The organism is Rossellomorea sp. RS05, assembly GCF_039822645.1.
Lineage (GTDB): Bacteria > Bacillota > Bacilli > Bacillales > Bacillaceae_B > Rossellomorea > Rossellomorea marisflavi_B.
In genome coordinates this window covers 335,764-349,194 of the sequence record NZ_JBDKWY010000001.1, presented here as the reverse complement: position 1 = coordinate 349,194, position 13,431 = coordinate 335,764, and the positions used below count along the sequence as shown (strand labels likewise).

Below are 13,431 nucleotides of genomic sequence, written 5' to 3'. Positions count from 1 at the left end.
ATGAAGAGCCTATGTGGCTCTTCATCCTTTTCTTTATATCATCGATCAATCATCAAGTTCCACATCATGTTCACAGGTACAGCAGTTAGAGAATAAAACAGAAACCTTTTCATCCTCATAATGCTCAATGGTGTTCAGACATGATTGACAAACGATTGTTCCCATTACGTTCATTCCCTTCTGTTTTGGTGTAAGCGTTTTATCTGATTCTATAATATTATAACACAATTAGAAAATCAACCTTAAATTGTATAACTTTATTCCTCAAAACCCCATTATTCCTCCATACTAATAAGTGTATGTATGCGATTACATTTTGATGTGTGCGATTTCTTTATTTTTTTGAAAATAGACCAAATGTGCTTATGTCCACCCCCCTCAGATTCCAATCGGGCGATTCCATCTGGTACTTTGTCCGAACCCTGTCATTCCGTGAGTGACTGCCTAGCCTCTAATGAAAGGATGATGCCTCCTCAAAGCCAAAAAAATCCGCATCACCTGAATGATGCGGATTTCATGATTTTACGCCTATTCGATTGTTTTGATCTTTGCTGGATTGAGGATTTCAAATCCTTTATCCTGAAGACCTTTCACGATATCGGGAACTGCTTCTGCCGTCCATGTCCGGTCATGCATCAACAGATTTGCTCCATCCCCTAGATAAGGACTGTTGACCATGATGTCCGAGATGGCGGCCTTTGATTGGTACGCCTTCTCCCAGTCATACCCGTATGTCCAGTTCATGAGGGTCATCTTCTCTTCCTTGACTACTTCCCTGCTCTCATCGGTATTCTGTCCGAAGGGTGCACGGAAGAAGACAGGACGTTCACCAATGATCGATTCGACCAGATCATTCAGCTCTACGATTTCCTTCCGTTGCTCCTCAGATGTCAGGTCCTTCAGAGAACTGTGATTATATGTATGGTTGCCGATCTCAAACCCCATATCGTGGATTTTCTTCAACTTTTCCTTTCCTTCATCTGATTGAAGGAAATGTCCGTTTACGAAAAAGATGGCGCCCACACCCATCTCCTTCAAATCTTCGGCAATCTTCACGGCATGCTCGTCGGGAGAATCATCGAATGTGAGGAGGGCGACTTTTTTGTTCGCATCTTTGATGGGATCGATCGTCCACGTGTTTTCATTCACAACGTATTCGGGTTCAACCACTGCAGGAGTTTCTTCTTCCTCTACTTTCTCTTCACTGCTTTCTTCATCCGTGTCTTCCTTTGAAGCAGCCTCTTCTTTTTTTGGTTCTTCCTTCTTTTCTTTTGTAGTGCTTGAAGCCGTTTCACCGTTCGAGCAGGCACCAAGGAACACAAATAAGAACACAATTAATACGACTAATTTCTTCATACCATCAAACACCTTTCCAATGTCACTTTGAACATTTTAACATATACTTGTGACATCTGGAAAATATTCTAATCTTTCCTATCTGTAATCGGTTAAATAAGCTGAAGGACTCCCTCAAACAAAACTTTGAAAGCAAAGAAACAGCAAAGGCTGGAAGAAGTAATGAACAGGGTCAATTTTCTTGATTGGACGATCTTCCCCGCCACGAGGAAGGAAAGATAGAAGAACAGGGCAAACATGATCCATTTATACTCCACATGATCTTTTGTCGAGAACCATTCGGCAATATAAAACACGCTCCATAACATCAGCTGAACGAGGAAGGCAATATATACTTTCATCCGACGACATCCTTTACCATGAAAATGAAGGCCTATATCTATACTATATTCTGCCCAAAGAAATATCAGTATGATTGTCTTTTCAATTCTGTAACATTTCCATGACTTTCCGCATAGAGGATATTTGTATGATAGAATGGTCCATAAGACAGTGTTAATAGTCATTATTTTACATCCCATACCATCCTACATAGAAAGAAGGAAGATGTATGAAGCGCATATGTTTTCTAATGATCGCATCGACAGCTCTCCTCTTAAGTTCCTGCAGTGGGGTCTCTTCCCAAAAAGTGACCCATGCAACTGATGAAATGATCAGGAAGCAGGTGCTGTTCTTCACGGATGATGAAAATCTCACGAGTGAAATCCCCTATTATGATGCCATCCTGGAACTCAAGTCTAAGCATCCGGAGAGCCTGAAGCACCTTAAAGTCGTCAATGCCCGTTCCTCTGAAGATCAGCCCGTGCTGGACAAGACGCCCGATTCCCCTGCCATATTAGTCATAGAAGACAATGAGGTCATATGTGAAATCGAAGGATCAACGAACAAGAATAGCATCGTCAAGCCGGTGGCCCAGGCAATCTCCCATTGGTATGATTAAAAAAAGATGACCCTCTGATGAGGATCATCTTTTTTGTGTATTACATGATGTGAATTGGGCTTCCCATTGCTACTTCAGCAGCTTCCATTGAGATCTCACCAAGAGTCGGGTGAGCATGGATCGTCATGGCAACATCTTCAGCTGTCATACCGGATTCGATTGCAAGACCAAGTTCAGCGATCATATCAGAAGCACCGACACCAACGATTTGAGCACCGATGATGAGTCCGTCTTCTTTACGAGTGATCAGCTTCATGAAGCCTTCTGTTTCATTAAGAGCAAGGGCACGTCCGTTAGCTGCGAACGGGAATTTCGCTGCAACCACTTCAATTCCTTCTTCTTTTGCAGAAGCTTCAGAATGACCAACAGTCGCTAGTTCAGGGTCTGTGAAGCAAACGGCAGGAATTCCAAGGTAGTCAACTTCTGCAGGCTCACCAGAAATGACTTCTGCAGCAATTTTACCTTCATATGAAGCTTTGTGAGCAAGTGGAGGACCATCAACGATGTCTCCAATTGCAAAGATATTTGAAATGTTTGTGCGGCATTGTTTATCGACTTTGATAACACCGCGGTCGCTCATTTCAACACCGATCTCTTCAAGACCGATTTCGTCCGTGTTCGGGCGGCGTCCAACAGTTACAAGAACATAATCCGCTTCAACTGTTTTCTCTTCGCCTTTCACTTCGTATTTCACGACTACGCCGTTGTCGCTTTCTTCAACGCCTTTAGCCATAGCTTTTGTTACAACGTCTACACCTTTTTTCTTAAGGCCTTTTTTCACGATGCTTGTCATTTGCTTTTCGAAGCCCATGAGGATATCGTCAGCGCCTTCAAGGATTGTTACTTCAGAACCAAGGTTAGCATAAGCCGTTCCAAGTTCTGTACCGATGTAACCTCCACCGATGACAACAAGTTTGCCCGGTACTTCTTTAAGAGCTAGAGCTCCAGTAGAATCGATTACACGCTTAGAGAACTTGAAGCTAGGAATTTCGATCGGACGTGATCCAGTAGCCAAAATCAAGTTTTTGAACGTATACGTCTGTGCTGAATTTTCATCCATTACACGAAGAGTGTTGGCATCTACAAGGTATGCTTCGCCGCGGACGATATCCGCTTTGTTTCCTTTAAGAAGGCCTTCAACACCACCGGTAAGTTTTTTAACGACGCCGGCTTTCCACTCTTGAACTTTATCGAAGTTCACTTTTACGTTTTCAGCAACGATACCCATATCATCTGAATGCTGTGCGCTGTGGAAGCGGTGACCAGCTGTGATAAGGGCTTTGGAAGGGATACATCCAACGTTCAGGCAAACCCCGCCAAGATTTTCTTTTTCTACGATTGTTACTTTTTGTCCAAGCTGTGCCGCACGGATCGCAGCTACATATCCACCAGGACCTGCACCGACTACTATAGTATCTGTTTCGATTGGGAAATCTCCTACTACCATTGAATTACGCCTCCATTAATAATAGTTCTGGATCGTTCAACAAACGCTTGATATGGTTTAGTGCGTGTTGAGCAGTAGCACCATCGATCATACGGTGGTCAAAGCTCAATGATAATGCTAACACAGGTGCCGCTACAATTTCACCATTTTTCACTACAGGTTTTTCAGCGATACGGCCAACACCAAGGATGGCAACCTCTGGATGGTTGATAACCGGGGTGAACCATTGTCCGCCTGCAGAACCGATATTGGTGATTGTGCAAGATGCACCTTTCATTTCGTCACCGGCAAGTTTACCGTCACGGGCTTTACCAGCTAGTTCATTGATTTCATTTGAAATATTGAACATAGATTTACGATCTGCATTTTTCACGACTGGTACAAGAAGGCCTTTGTCTGTGTCAGCTGCAATACCGATGTTGTAATAATGTTTTTGAACGATTTCGCTTGTAGCGTCATCGATTGATGTATTAAGAGCCGGATATTCACGAAGGGCACTAGTCAATGCTTTTACGATGTACGGCAAGAATGTAAGCTTAACGCCTTTTTCTGCTGCCACTTCTTTGAACTTCTTACGATGAGCCCAAAGTTTTGTCACATCGATCTCATCCATCAGTGTAACGTGAGGAGCTGTGTGTTTAGAATTCACCATTGCTTTTGCGATGGCTTTACGCATACCGCTCATTTTCTCGCGAGTCTCTGGGTATTCACCTTCTGGAGCTTTAACTGCTGCCGGAGCTTTTTCTTCTTTGGCAGGTGCCTCAGATTTAGCTTCAGTAGCTTGTGGAGCAGATCCTCCATTAGCAAATGCATCGATATCTTCTTTCAGTACGCGTCCGTTTTTACCTGAACCAGATACTTCGCGGATTTCAACACCGTTTTCACGGGCATATTTACGTACAGAAGGCATTGCGATGACACGTTTGTTAGGGTCAACTTCTTCTTTGCTCACTTCTTGACCTTCTTCTGCAGTACCTTGAACCTGAGCTTCTGTTTTTGCATCAGCTTTAGGTTCTTCTTTTTTGTCGCTATCGCTGTCACTGCCCTTGAATTGAAGGTCTTCGTAACCTGGTGCGTCGAAACGGATCAATGTATCGCCTACGACTGCCACAGTTCCTTCTTCTACAAGGACTTCTTCAACCGTACCAGCAACTGGTGACGGGATTTCTACGACAGCTTTATCGTTTTGGACTTCACATAGTACGTCGTCCTCTTCTACTGTATCGCCAGCTTTTACAAACCACTTGACGATTTCACCTTCATGGATACCTTCACCGATATCAGGTAATTTGAATTCAAATGCCATGGATCCTACCTCCTGGTTTTATCATGATTGAATAGATGAATGTAATGGATCTTTTTTTCTCTATATAGTAGAAAATAGAAGGGTGTTGCTTCCCTTCTATTTTCTTTTTCTATCCGAATAGGATTAGAATTCAAGTACTTTCTTAGCTGTTTCGATTACATCTTTGTAATTCGGAAGCCAAACTGTCTCAGCTTGAGAGAACGAGAATACAGTATCAGGTGCCGCTACACGTAGTACTGGCGCCTCAAGGCTAAGGATCGCACGGTCATTGATTTCAGCAACGACGTTAGCAGCGATACCTGCTTGTTTTTGAGCTTCTTGGACAACAATCGCACGGTTTGTCTTTTCGACAGATGCCATGATGGTCTCGATATCAAGCGGGCTCACTGTACGAAGGTCGATGACCTCTACAGAATAGCCTTCTTTTTCAAGTTCATCGGCAGCTTTCAATGACTCATGGACCATTGCACCGTATGTGATGATGGAAAGGTCTGAACCTTCGCGTTTCACAGCGGCTTTACCAAGTTCGATTGTATACTCTTCTTCCGGAACTTCTTCACGGAATGAACGGTATAGTTTCATGTGCTCAAGGAAGATGACAGGATCGTTATCACGGATCGCTGAGATCAAAAGACCTTTAGCCTCATATGGAGTTGATGGAATAACCACCTTAAGACCAGGTTGCTGAGCAACAAGTCCTTCAAGGCTGTCCGCGTGGAGTTCAGGAGTATGAACCCCACCACCGAATGGAGAACGAATCGTGATTGGTGAAGAGTAAGCTCCACCAGAACGATAGCGCATACGAGCCATTTGGCCGGAAATTGAATCCATTACTTCGTATACGAAACCGAAGAATTGGATTTCTGGAACGGGACGGAACCCTTCCAATGCTAGACCGATTGATAGTCCGCCGATACCTGATTCTGCAAGCGGCGTATCGAATACACGGTCTTCACCGAATTCTTTTTGAAGTCCTTCCGTTGCACGGAATACACCACCGTTTAGACCTACGTCTTCACCAAAAACTAGTACGTCTTCGTTGTTGCGTAGTTCTGTGCGCAGTGCATCAGTGATCGCTTGAATCATTGTCATTTGCGCCATGGCTTACTTCGACTCCTTCTCTTTGTAGATTTCTAATTGCTCTTTAAGGTTGTAAGGAAGCTCTTCGAACATGTTGTTGATGAAATCTGTCACTTTTTGTTTAGGAGTTCCATCAGCTTCTTTGATCGCCTGCTTGATATCTTCCTTAGCAGATTCGATGACTTCGTTTTCTTTTTCTTCGCTCCAAAGTCCTTTTGCTTCTAGGAATTTGCGGAAGCGTACCAATGGATCTTTCTTTTCCCAGTCAGTATCCATTTCAGAAGTACGGTAACGAGTCGGATCGTCCCCTGCCATTGTATGTGGACCATAACGGTAGCAAAGTGTCTCGATTAGTGAAGGTCCTTGTCCATCAACTGCACGCTTGCGGGCTTCTGCAGTTGCTGCGAATACGGCAAGTGGATCCATACCGTCTACAAGGATACCAGGGATACCAGCTGCAACCGCTTTTTGAGCGATGGTTTTACCAGCTGTTTGTTTATCGCGAGGAGTTGAGATCGCGAATTGGTTGTTTTGAACCACGAAGATTGCAGGGGCAGCATAAGCACCGGCAAAGTTGATACCTTCGTAGAAGTCACCTTGTGATGAACCACCGTCTCCTGTATATGTTACTGCAACAGCTTTTTTGCCGCGTTTTTTAAGTCCGAGTGCCACACCAGCTGTTTGGATGTATTGAGCACCGATAATGATTTGTGGGGATAGGACGTTCACACCTTCTGGCGCTTGGTTTCCTACGAAATGTCCGCGAGAGAACAAGAAAGCTTTCGTTAGCGGAAGGCCGTGCCAGATGATTTGAGGAACATCACGGTATCCAGGAAGGATCCAGTCCTCTTTCTCAAGTGCAAAGTGTGAAGCGATCTGTGATGCTTCCTGACCTGCTGTCGGAGCGTAGAACCCTAAGCGTCCTTGACGATTCAAGGAGATGGAACGTTGGTCAAGAATACGAGTGTAAACCATACGGCGCATAAGCTCTTGAAGATCCTCATCGGAGATCTCCGGCATTGCGTCTTCATTTACAACTTCGCCTTCTTCGTTCAAAATTTGGAGCATTTCAAACTTGCTTTCAACTTCTTCGAGCGTTTTCACTGCGTCGAATTGTGCCTTCTTTGATTTAGAAGCCATCGAAGTCACCTATCCTTTCTACATGCATTTATTTTGGTTTTTTACATACAAAGTTTAGATTACCCAAATCAAGTATGACTTACCACATATCCGTGGACACACTGTTACTAGTTTTCCACAAATACTCAGAAAGAAAACCCAATTTTAAAATCGGGTTGATCTGTACTACTCAACACTGGATGCTGACTAATACAATATTAAATCACCTCTATTAGTTTACAATACCTATTTTCGGTACGTCAACGACAAAGTGCTATATTTTATAAGTTCTCATTTATATTCAGACAACTTCGAGATTAACGTCTGAAGCCATCTGTATCACTGAGGTCTGACCACCTGTTATATATAATAGTTTCGATTTTGGAGTTCTGTTATAGAGTAACTCTGAAGCAAATAAAAAAGACGGCATTGGGTGCCGTCTTCCATCAATCAATCCTTTTTCTCTTCGAATGCCTCATTGGAATATAGATCTTTTTTTGCTTCATTGTATTCATTCGTCTTGTCATTGTACTCATCATTCAATTTGGAGACTTTTTCATACTCCTTGTTGATCGATGTGACCTGCTTTTCCAGTTGTTCCATGGTGAGGTCTTCTTTTTTTAGCATTTCATACAGTTCCTTATCCCCGTCAAGGACGTTCAAGTAGGATTTCGTCAGCTTGCCGTGGAGCTCATAGCGTGCCTTCATCGTTTTCTCCAGTGACTGGGCCTGTTTTTTAAGATCTGCGTTGTCTAGTTTTTCTATGTATTTGGATGCATCTGCGAACGTCTCTTTAGCCTCGTCCATGGACGTTTGCTCTTTTTGGATATACTCTTTCCTCTTATCGACATTCTTCAAAGCTTCGTCTGAAAGCTCCTGGATCTTGTCCATTTCCTTCATTCCAAGTCCCATGATGCTCTCATACAGGTTTTGCTCTTTCTTTTCCAGCTCCTGCAGCGGCTTTTGGGCTTCAGCGTACGGTTTTTCCTTGGAAACGGTTTCTTCCATGACATCCTGAAGGCTTTCTTCCGGTGATGATGTCGCTGAACATCCCATCAATAAAAGTGCGACTGCACCTGTAACGATTGCAAAACGAAATTTCGACACGATCAGATCCCCCTAACATTTTTTCCATCTTCTACTATATCGATGTCTGCAGATTTTGACAATAGGGAGTTACCCCTGTCGGAATATGTCTACTCACAGGAAACCCGGTACTCTATTACTATGCCTCGCGCTGCACCGGTATTCATGACTCCTGCTAGATTCGTTAACTTTTTGTGTGTGAAGTGTTAAAATAATTCTATTGCACGCATTCCGCGCATCATATTTTCATGTATCAACGGAAACCTTTCCAGAAAGACCGTTGCATTTCGAGGAGGAATAAAACCATTATGATTACAATGAAAGATATCATCCGTGAAGGCCATCCTTCCCTCACATCAGTGGCACAGGAAGTGACATTGCCGCCTTCAAAGGAGGATAAAGAGATCCTCTCAAGCCTTCTTGAGTATGTTAAAAACAGTCAGGATCCCGAGCTTTCCGCACAGTACGGATTAAGGCCGGGCATCGGCCTTGCTGCTCCACAGATCAATGTCCTTAAACGGATGATCGCCGTTAACGTGAGGGACGGTGAACGCCTGTACAGCTATGCGCTCTTCAATCCGAAAATCATCAGTCATTCCATTGAAAAAGCTTTTCTTACGTCAGGTGAAGGATGCTTGTCTGTTGACCGGAACGTACCGGGATTCGTTCCAAGGTATGCCCGCGTGACGGTAAAAGGGTGGGACGTAGACGGAAACGAAGTCAAAATCCGTCTGAAAGGCCTGGCAGCCATCGTATTCCAGCATGAAATCGATCACCTGAACGGGGTGATGTTCTATGACCATATCGATCATGAACATCCGTTCGAACCGATTCCGGACGCTATCCCCATTGAACGATGATAATCGTGAAAAAGGACTCCCCGTTGTTCAGGGGAGTCCTTTTCTGTTAGTTATATCAGGCCCAGTTTACTAAGCGCTTTAGAGATGCCGTCATCTGCTACATCCGCCGTCACGAGGTCGGCATGCCGCTTCAGCTCTTCCACGGCATTCCCCATGGCAACACCTGTTCCGACGCCCTTGATCATTTCAATATCGTTCAACCCGTCACCGAAGGCATATACATCCTCCATCCGGAATCCGAGCTTGTCGATCATCCGTTTGATCCCTTCTGCTTTTGATCCTCCGTCAGGCAGAATGTCCATGGAATGTTCATGCCATCTGATAAAAGAGAATTCCGGGTAGTTTTCGCGGTAAAACGTCTCTTCTTCTTCATCACAGAATAGAAGTGATTGATAGATGTCTCTTCCCTTATAGAACTCGGGCTGGCATTCAGGATGAGTGAACTTGAGGCTTGCCATGCTCTTATTGATATATTCATCATCTTCATGATTGGCCTTCATCGTTTCATGATCAAGATGGACGACGGGATGCCCTTTGGCTTCCGAGTCTTCCAACAAGGCTTCAAGACGGCCGGTATCAAGTGGATTCGTATAGATGACGTTGTTCTCGAATACAACATACTGTCCGTTGAAGGAAACATATGAATCGATCCCAAGTTCTTCCCTCAAGGGTTCATACATGAACGGCGCACGCCCCGTGGCGATGGCTACATACGTGCCATTTTCCTTGAGGCGGCTGATGGCCTGCTTCGTGGAGGACGGGAGTTCTTTATCGTGGTCGAGCAGTGTTCCGTCTATATCAAAAAAAACGATCTTCGACATTATGACTCTCCTCTTTCTAGTAATGGAATAACAAAATGGTAAGACGTTGATAAAGGTACGCTTTCACTGCTAAATTGTCAATGGATGCCGCAACCGCTTCATTTACTATATTTAACCATGTAAGAGATTCGATAAATTCCGTACAATAAAAGGAAGGCATCTTTACTTCAAGCCTTTTTCTCGGTAAAATATAAGTAAGGAGTGATCATCCATGTTCAAGAAGCTGCGCAAAAAGCTTATGAAACAGTGGAAAGAGTTGCTTAAAAAGAAGACGATCGCTTAAATGAAGGAGTCCATCTACATGCATGTCATACTGTCACTTTTCATAAGCAGGGACTGATGCCGTTTTGGGAGTCTTTTCTCCAAGAATGGATCCGTTCCTGCTCTTTATGTGCATGGAATCTTGATAAAACTTTATTTAATAGGAAGAATCCTTTATAATTCATACTATACATATTCATGATAGAGATCCCGGGCCGTTGTCGCCCATCGGAATGAAATGATCTATTTATGGGTAAACCGTATGGTAACAACCCACACATTATGTTGATAACTTTTTTATCATAGAGGAAAGTTAAAGTTTTGAAAACGGATAAGGAGAGAGAAAACACATGATTTACAAAGTATTTTATCAAAAGAGTAAAGAAGAAGTGCCTGTTCGCGAATGCACTGACTCTCTTTACATCGAAGCAGATTCAGAGCGTGAGGTACGCCTCAAGCTGAAAGACAAACCGTACAACATCGAATTCGTGCAAAAGCTCGAGGGCGCTTTTCTAGAACACGAGAAAAACCAAGAATCATTCGAGCTGGAGCAATAATCGGATGAAATTTGTCAAGAATGACCAGACTGCAGTATTTGCCCTCGGTGGTCTAGGTGAAATCGGTAAAAACACATACGCTGTACAGTTCCAGGATGAAATCATCCTAATCGATGCAGGGGTCAAATTCCCTGAGGACGAACTCCTCGGCATCGACTATGTGATCCCTGACTATACGTATCTCGTTAAAAACGTAGATAAAATCAAGGGACTTTTCATCACTCACGGTCACGAAGATCACATCGGGGGGATTCCGTATCTCCTTCGCGAGCTGAACATTCCGATCTATAGCGGAAAGCTTGCCATGGGATTGATCAAGAACAAACTTGAAGAGCACGGACTTCTACGCAATGCCAAGCTCAACATCATCCAGGAAGATGATGTGATCAAGTTCCGGAAAACGTCCGTCACGTTCTTCCGAACCACCCACAGCATCCCGGATTCTTACGGGATCGTGGTCAAGACGCCTCCGGGCAATGTCGTGCACACAGGTGACTTCAAGTTTGATTTCACTCCTGTAGGAGAACCTGCGAACCTGACCAAAATGGCAGAAATCGGAAAAGAAGGCGTCCTGTGCCTGCTTTCCGACAGTACGAATGCTGAGGTACCAAACTTTACAATGAGCGAACGCAAAGTTGGCGAAAGCATTGACGATATCTTCAGGAAAGTGGACGGCCGCGTTATTTTCGCTACATTCGCATCCAACATCCACCGCCTGCAGCAGGTTGTCGAAGCGGCAGTCTACCACAACCGTAAAGTAGCTGTGTTCGGCCGAAGCATGGAGGCGGCCATCACTATCGGCCAGGAACTTGGATACATCAATGCGCCGAAGGAAACCTTCATCGAACATAATCAAATCAACCGGTTGCCTGCGAATGAAGTGGCCATCCTTTGTACAGGTTCTCAAGGGGAACCGATGGCTGCCCTATCCCGTATCGCAAACGGTACACATCGTCAGATCCAGATTCAACCGGGTGACACTGTCGTCTTCTCATCTTCACCGATCCCTGGGAACACGATCAGTGTAAACCGTACGATCAACCTTCTATACCGTGCAGGAGCAGAAGTGGTCCACGGACCACTCAGCAATATCCATACATCCGGACACGGTGGACAACAAGAAATGAAGCTTATGCTTCGTCTGATGAACCCTACATTCTTCATGCCTATTCACGGTGAATATCGCATGCAGAAGATGCACGCTCAGCTTGGCGTCGACTGTGGAGTAGACCCTGATAACTGCTTCATCATGGATAATGGTGATGTACTTGCCCTCAGCAGCGACTCTGCTCAGGTGGCTGGGAAGATTCCTTCAGGGAATGTCTACATCGACGGCAGTGGAATCGGTGACATCGGAAACATCGTCCTCCGTGATCGCCGTATCCTTTCAGAAGAAGGGCTAGTCATCGTCGTGGTCAGCATCAATATGAAGGACTTCAAGATTGCTTCCGGTCCGGATCTGATTTCTCGCGGATTTGTTTATATGCGTGAATCCGGGGACTTGATCAACGAAGCGCAAACCTTGATCTCCAAACACCTGAACAAGGTGCTTGAAAGAAGGACTACTCAATGGTCTGAAATCAAGAATGAAATCACAGACACACTGGCTCCATTCTTATACGAAAAAACCAAACGTCGTCCAATGATCCTTCCGATCATCATGGAAGTCTGATCCATTATAATAGAGCCTGAGACACACGTGCTTAAGTCATAATAAAATCCGGACTACTTTCCCCCTCAGATGGGGAAAAGTAGTCCGGATTTTTCATTTGTTTCATGAGTGGTATCAACTACACTGATTGTGTTCGTCATTACATAGTCACTTTTTATATGCTCAAGTCCCCTATCAAAAGAAGGATGGCCCGCGTAAGCAGTCGGCCATCCTTTTACTATACGCTTTATGTCCACAGGATCTTTTTTTCAAAGCGGTTGATATCGGTGTCCGCTCCGATCACGATGAGAATATCCCCTTCCTGTATCTCTTCTTCGGCCTGGGGAGACACGATGATATCCCGGTCCCTTTTGATTGCCACGATATTGATCCCGTATTTTGCGCGGATATCGAGGTCGATCAAGCTGTTCCCGCTGAGCTTCTCATTGGCAACAAGCTCGACGATGGAATGTTCGTCCGACAGTTCAAGGTAATCCAGTACATTATTCGAAACGATATTATGGGCGATCCTTCTACCCATATCCCTCTCAGGGTGAACCACCTGATTGGCACCGATCTTCCTCAGGACCTTTTCATGGTAATCATTCTGAGCCTTGACGGTGATCTTCTTCACACCGATCTCCTTCAGCATGATGGTGGTGAGTATGCTTGACTGTATATTATCCCCGATGGCAACAATCACGTGATCGAAGTTGCGGATCCCGAGGCTCTTGAGCACCGACTCGTCGGTGGAATCCGCCACGACAGCGTGTGAAGCGGTGGTGGAAAATTCATTCACCTTATCCTCATCCATATCGATGGCCATCACCTCCATCCCCTGCTCGGCGAGGGAGCGTACGATGCTCCCTCCGAAACGACCCAAACCGATGACAACAAACTCTTTTTTCATCTCCCATACCCCCTATTTTGCTATCCTTATTTTAGCA

General features: G+C 44.6%; 14 protein-coding genes. 4 read left to right on the top strand and 10 right to left on the bottom strand.

Annotated elements, in window-relative coordinates; genetic code table 11:
- Positions 1 to 45 precede the first annotated feature (45 nt).
- The 3 genes from ABJ225_RS01835 to ABJ225_RS01825 form a co-directional block, all read right to left on the bottom strand.
- Complete coding sequence (locus tag ABJ225_RS01835) at positions 46 to 165, bottom strand: GapA-binding peptide SR1P (RefSeq protein ID WP_079515891.1); 120 nt, start codon at positions 163 to 165, stop codon at positions 46 to 48.
- 363 nt (positions 166 to 528) lie between these two features.
- Positions 529 to 1,356, bottom strand: coding sequence for a polysaccharide deacetylase family protein (locus ABJ225_RS01830; RefSeq protein WP_056537526.1), 828 nt, complete (start codon positions 1,354 to 1,356; stop codon positions 529 to 531).
- A gap of 92 nt (positions 1,357 to 1,448) precedes the next feature.
- Positions 1,449 to 1,697, bottom strand: coding sequence for a hypothetical protein (locus ABJ225_RS01825; protein ID WP_053427429.1), 249 nt, complete (start codon positions 1,695 to 1,697; stop codon positions 1,449 to 1,451).
- 230 nt (positions 1,698 to 1,927) lie between these two features.
- Between ABJ225_RS01825 and ABJ225_RS01820 the strand changes: the two genes are divergently transcribed.
- Entirely contained in the window at positions 1,928 to 2,296 is a 369-nt protein-coding gene (locus ABJ225_RS01820) for a hypothetical protein (protein WP_160316496.1), read from the top strand.
- Positions 2,297 to 2,336: 40 nt separating this feature from the next.
- Here ABJ225_RS01820 and lpdA read toward each other — a convergent pair whose 3' ends face one another.
- The 5 genes from lpdA to ABJ225_RS01795 all read right to left on the bottom strand — a co-directional run bounded on the left by lpdA (position 2,337) and on the right by ABJ225_RS01795 (position 8,355).
- Positions 2,337 to 3,743, bottom strand: a complete 1,407-nt coding sequence (gene lpdA, locus ABJ225_RS01815) for a dihydrolipoyl dehydrogenase (RefSeq protein ID WP_056537535.1) — start codon at positions 3,741 to 3,743, stop codon at positions 2,337 to 2,339.
- Between the two features lie 4 nt (positions 3,744 to 3,747).
- On the bottom strand, positions 3,748 to 5,049 hold the full coding sequence (locus ABJ225_RS01810; protein ID WP_056537538.1) for a dihydrolipoamide acetyltransferase family protein: 1,302 nt from the start codon (positions 5,047 to 5,049) through the stop codon (positions 3,748 to 3,750).
- A 123-nt stretch (positions 5,050 to 5,172) separates the two neighbouring features.
- Positions 5,173 to 6,150 carry an alpha-ketoacid dehydrogenase subunit beta gene (locus tag ABJ225_RS01805; RefSeq protein ID WP_053427432.1) on the bottom strand — a complete coding sequence of 326 codons (978 nt, stop codon included), beginning with the start codon at positions 6,148 to 6,150 and terminating at the stop codon, positions 5,173 to 5,175.
- Between the two features lie 3 nt (positions 6,151 to 6,153).
- Positions 6,154 to 7,269: a pyruvate dehydrogenase (acetyl-transferring) E1 component subunit alpha gene (gene pdhA, locus ABJ225_RS01800; RefSeq protein ID WP_053427433.1), complete on the bottom strand. Its 1,116-nt coding sequence runs from the start codon at positions 7,267 to 7,269 to the stop codon at positions 6,154 to 6,156.
- Between the two features lie 429 nt (positions 7,270 to 7,698).
- Positions 7,699 to 8,355: a YkyA family protein gene (locus ABJ225_RS01795; protein WP_347318147.1), complete on the bottom strand. Its 657-nt coding sequence runs from the start codon at positions 8,353 to 8,355 to the stop codon at positions 7,699 to 7,701.
- A 287-nt stretch (positions 8,356 to 8,642) separates the two neighbouring features.
- Between ABJ225_RS01795 and def the strand changes: the two genes are divergently transcribed.
- On the top strand, positions 8,643 to 9,194 hold the full coding sequence (gene def / locus ABJ225_RS01790) for a peptide deformylase (RefSeq protein ID WP_053427435.1): 552 nt from the start codon (positions 8,643 to 8,645) through the stop codon (positions 9,192 to 9,194).
- 50 nt (positions 9,195 to 9,244) lie between these two features.
- On the opposite strand, the gene ABJ225_RS01785 is transcribed toward def, so the two are convergent.
- Positions 9,245 to 10,015, bottom strand: coding sequence for a Cof-type HAD-IIB family hydrolase (locus ABJ225_RS01785; RefSeq protein WP_347318145.1), 771 nt, complete (start codon positions 10,013 to 10,015; stop codon positions 9,245 to 9,247).
- A 611-nt stretch (positions 10,016 to 10,626) separates the two neighbouring features.
- On the opposite strand from ABJ225_RS01785, the gene ABJ225_RS01780 reads away from it, so the two are divergent.
- Together ABJ225_RS01780 and rnjA are read left to right on the top strand one after the other, a co-directional pair.
- Positions 10,627 to 10,833: a DNA-dependent RNA polymerase subunit epsilon gene (locus ABJ225_RS01780; RefSeq protein WP_053427437.1), complete on the top strand. Its 207-nt coding sequence runs from the start codon at positions 10,627 to 10,629 to the stop codon at positions 10,831 to 10,833.
- A 4-nt stretch (positions 10,834 to 10,837) separates the two neighbouring features.
- The gene (gene rnjA / locus ABJ225_RS01775) at positions 10,838 to 12,505 is read left to right on the top strand and encodes a ribonuclease J1 (RefSeq protein ID WP_053427822.1); all 1,668 of its coding nucleotides are present in this window, start codon (positions 10,838 to 10,840) and stop codon (positions 12,503 to 12,505) included.
- Between the two features lie 226 nt (positions 12,506 to 12,731).
- Here rnjA and ABJ225_RS01770 read toward each other — a convergent pair whose 3' ends face one another.
- Positions 12,732 to 13,394, bottom strand: coding sequence for a potassium channel family protein (locus ABJ225_RS01770; RefSeq protein ID WP_056537547.1), 663 nt, complete (start codon positions 13,392 to 13,394; stop codon positions 12,732 to 12,734).
- Positions 13,395 to 13,431 lie beyond the last annotated feature (37 nt).

What these genes read in the sequence shown, in the direction of transcription:
- ABJ225_RS01835 (WP_079515891.1), bottom strand. Translation starts at nt 165, where the DNA reads ATGGGAACAATCGTTTGTCAATCATGTCTGAACACCATTGAGCATTAT.
- ABJ225_RS01830 (WP_056537526.1), bottom strand. Translation starts at nt 1,356, where the DNA reads ATGAAGAAATTAGTCGTATTAATTGTGTTCTTATTTGTGTTCCTTGGT.
- ABJ225_RS01825 (WP_053427429.1), bottom strand. Translation starts at nt 1,697, where the DNA reads ATGAAAGTATATATTGCCTTCCTCGTTCAGCTGATGTTATGGAGCGTG.
- ABJ225_RS01820 (WP_160316496.1), top strand. Translation starts at nt 1,928, where the DNA reads ATGATCGCATCGACAGCTCTCCTCTTAAGTTCCTGCAGTGGGGTCTCT.
- lpdA (WP_056537535.1), bottom strand. Translation starts at nt 3,743, where the DNA reads ATGGTAGTAGGAGATTTCCCAATCGAAACAGATACTATAGTAGTCGGT.
- ABJ225_RS01810 (WP_056537538.1), bottom strand. Translation starts at nt 5,049, where the DNA reads ATGGCATTTGAATTCAAATTACCTGATATCGGTGAAGGTATCCATGAA.
- ABJ225_RS01805 (WP_053427432.1), bottom strand. Translation starts at nt 6,150, where the DNA reads ATGGCGCAAATGACAATGATTCAAGCGATCACTGATGCACTGCGCACA.
- pdhA (WP_053427433.1), bottom strand. Translation starts at nt 7,269, where the DNA reads ATGGCTTCTAAATCAAAGAAGGCACAATTCGACGCAGTGAAAACGCTC.
- def (WP_053427435.1), top strand. Translation starts at nt 8,643, where the DNA reads ATGATTACAATGAAAGATATCATCCGTGAAGGCCATCCTTCCCTCACA.
- ABJ225_RS01785 (WP_347318145.1), bottom strand. Translation starts at nt 10,015, where the DNA reads ATGTCGAAGATCGTTTTTTTTGATATAGACGGAACACTGCTCGACCAC.
- ABJ225_RS01780 (WP_053427437.1), top strand. Translation starts at nt 10,627, where the DNA reads ATGATTTACAAAGTATTTTATCAAAAGAGTAAAGAAGAAGTGCCTGTT.
- rnjA (WP_053427822.1), top strand. Translation starts at nt 10,838, where the DNA reads ATGAAATTTGTCAAGAATGACCAGACTGCAGTATTTGCCCTCGGTGGT.
- ABJ225_RS01770 (WP_056537547.1), bottom strand. Translation starts at nt 13,394, where the DNA reads ATGAAAAAAGAGTTTGTTGTCATCGGTTTGGGTCGTTTCGGAGGGAGC.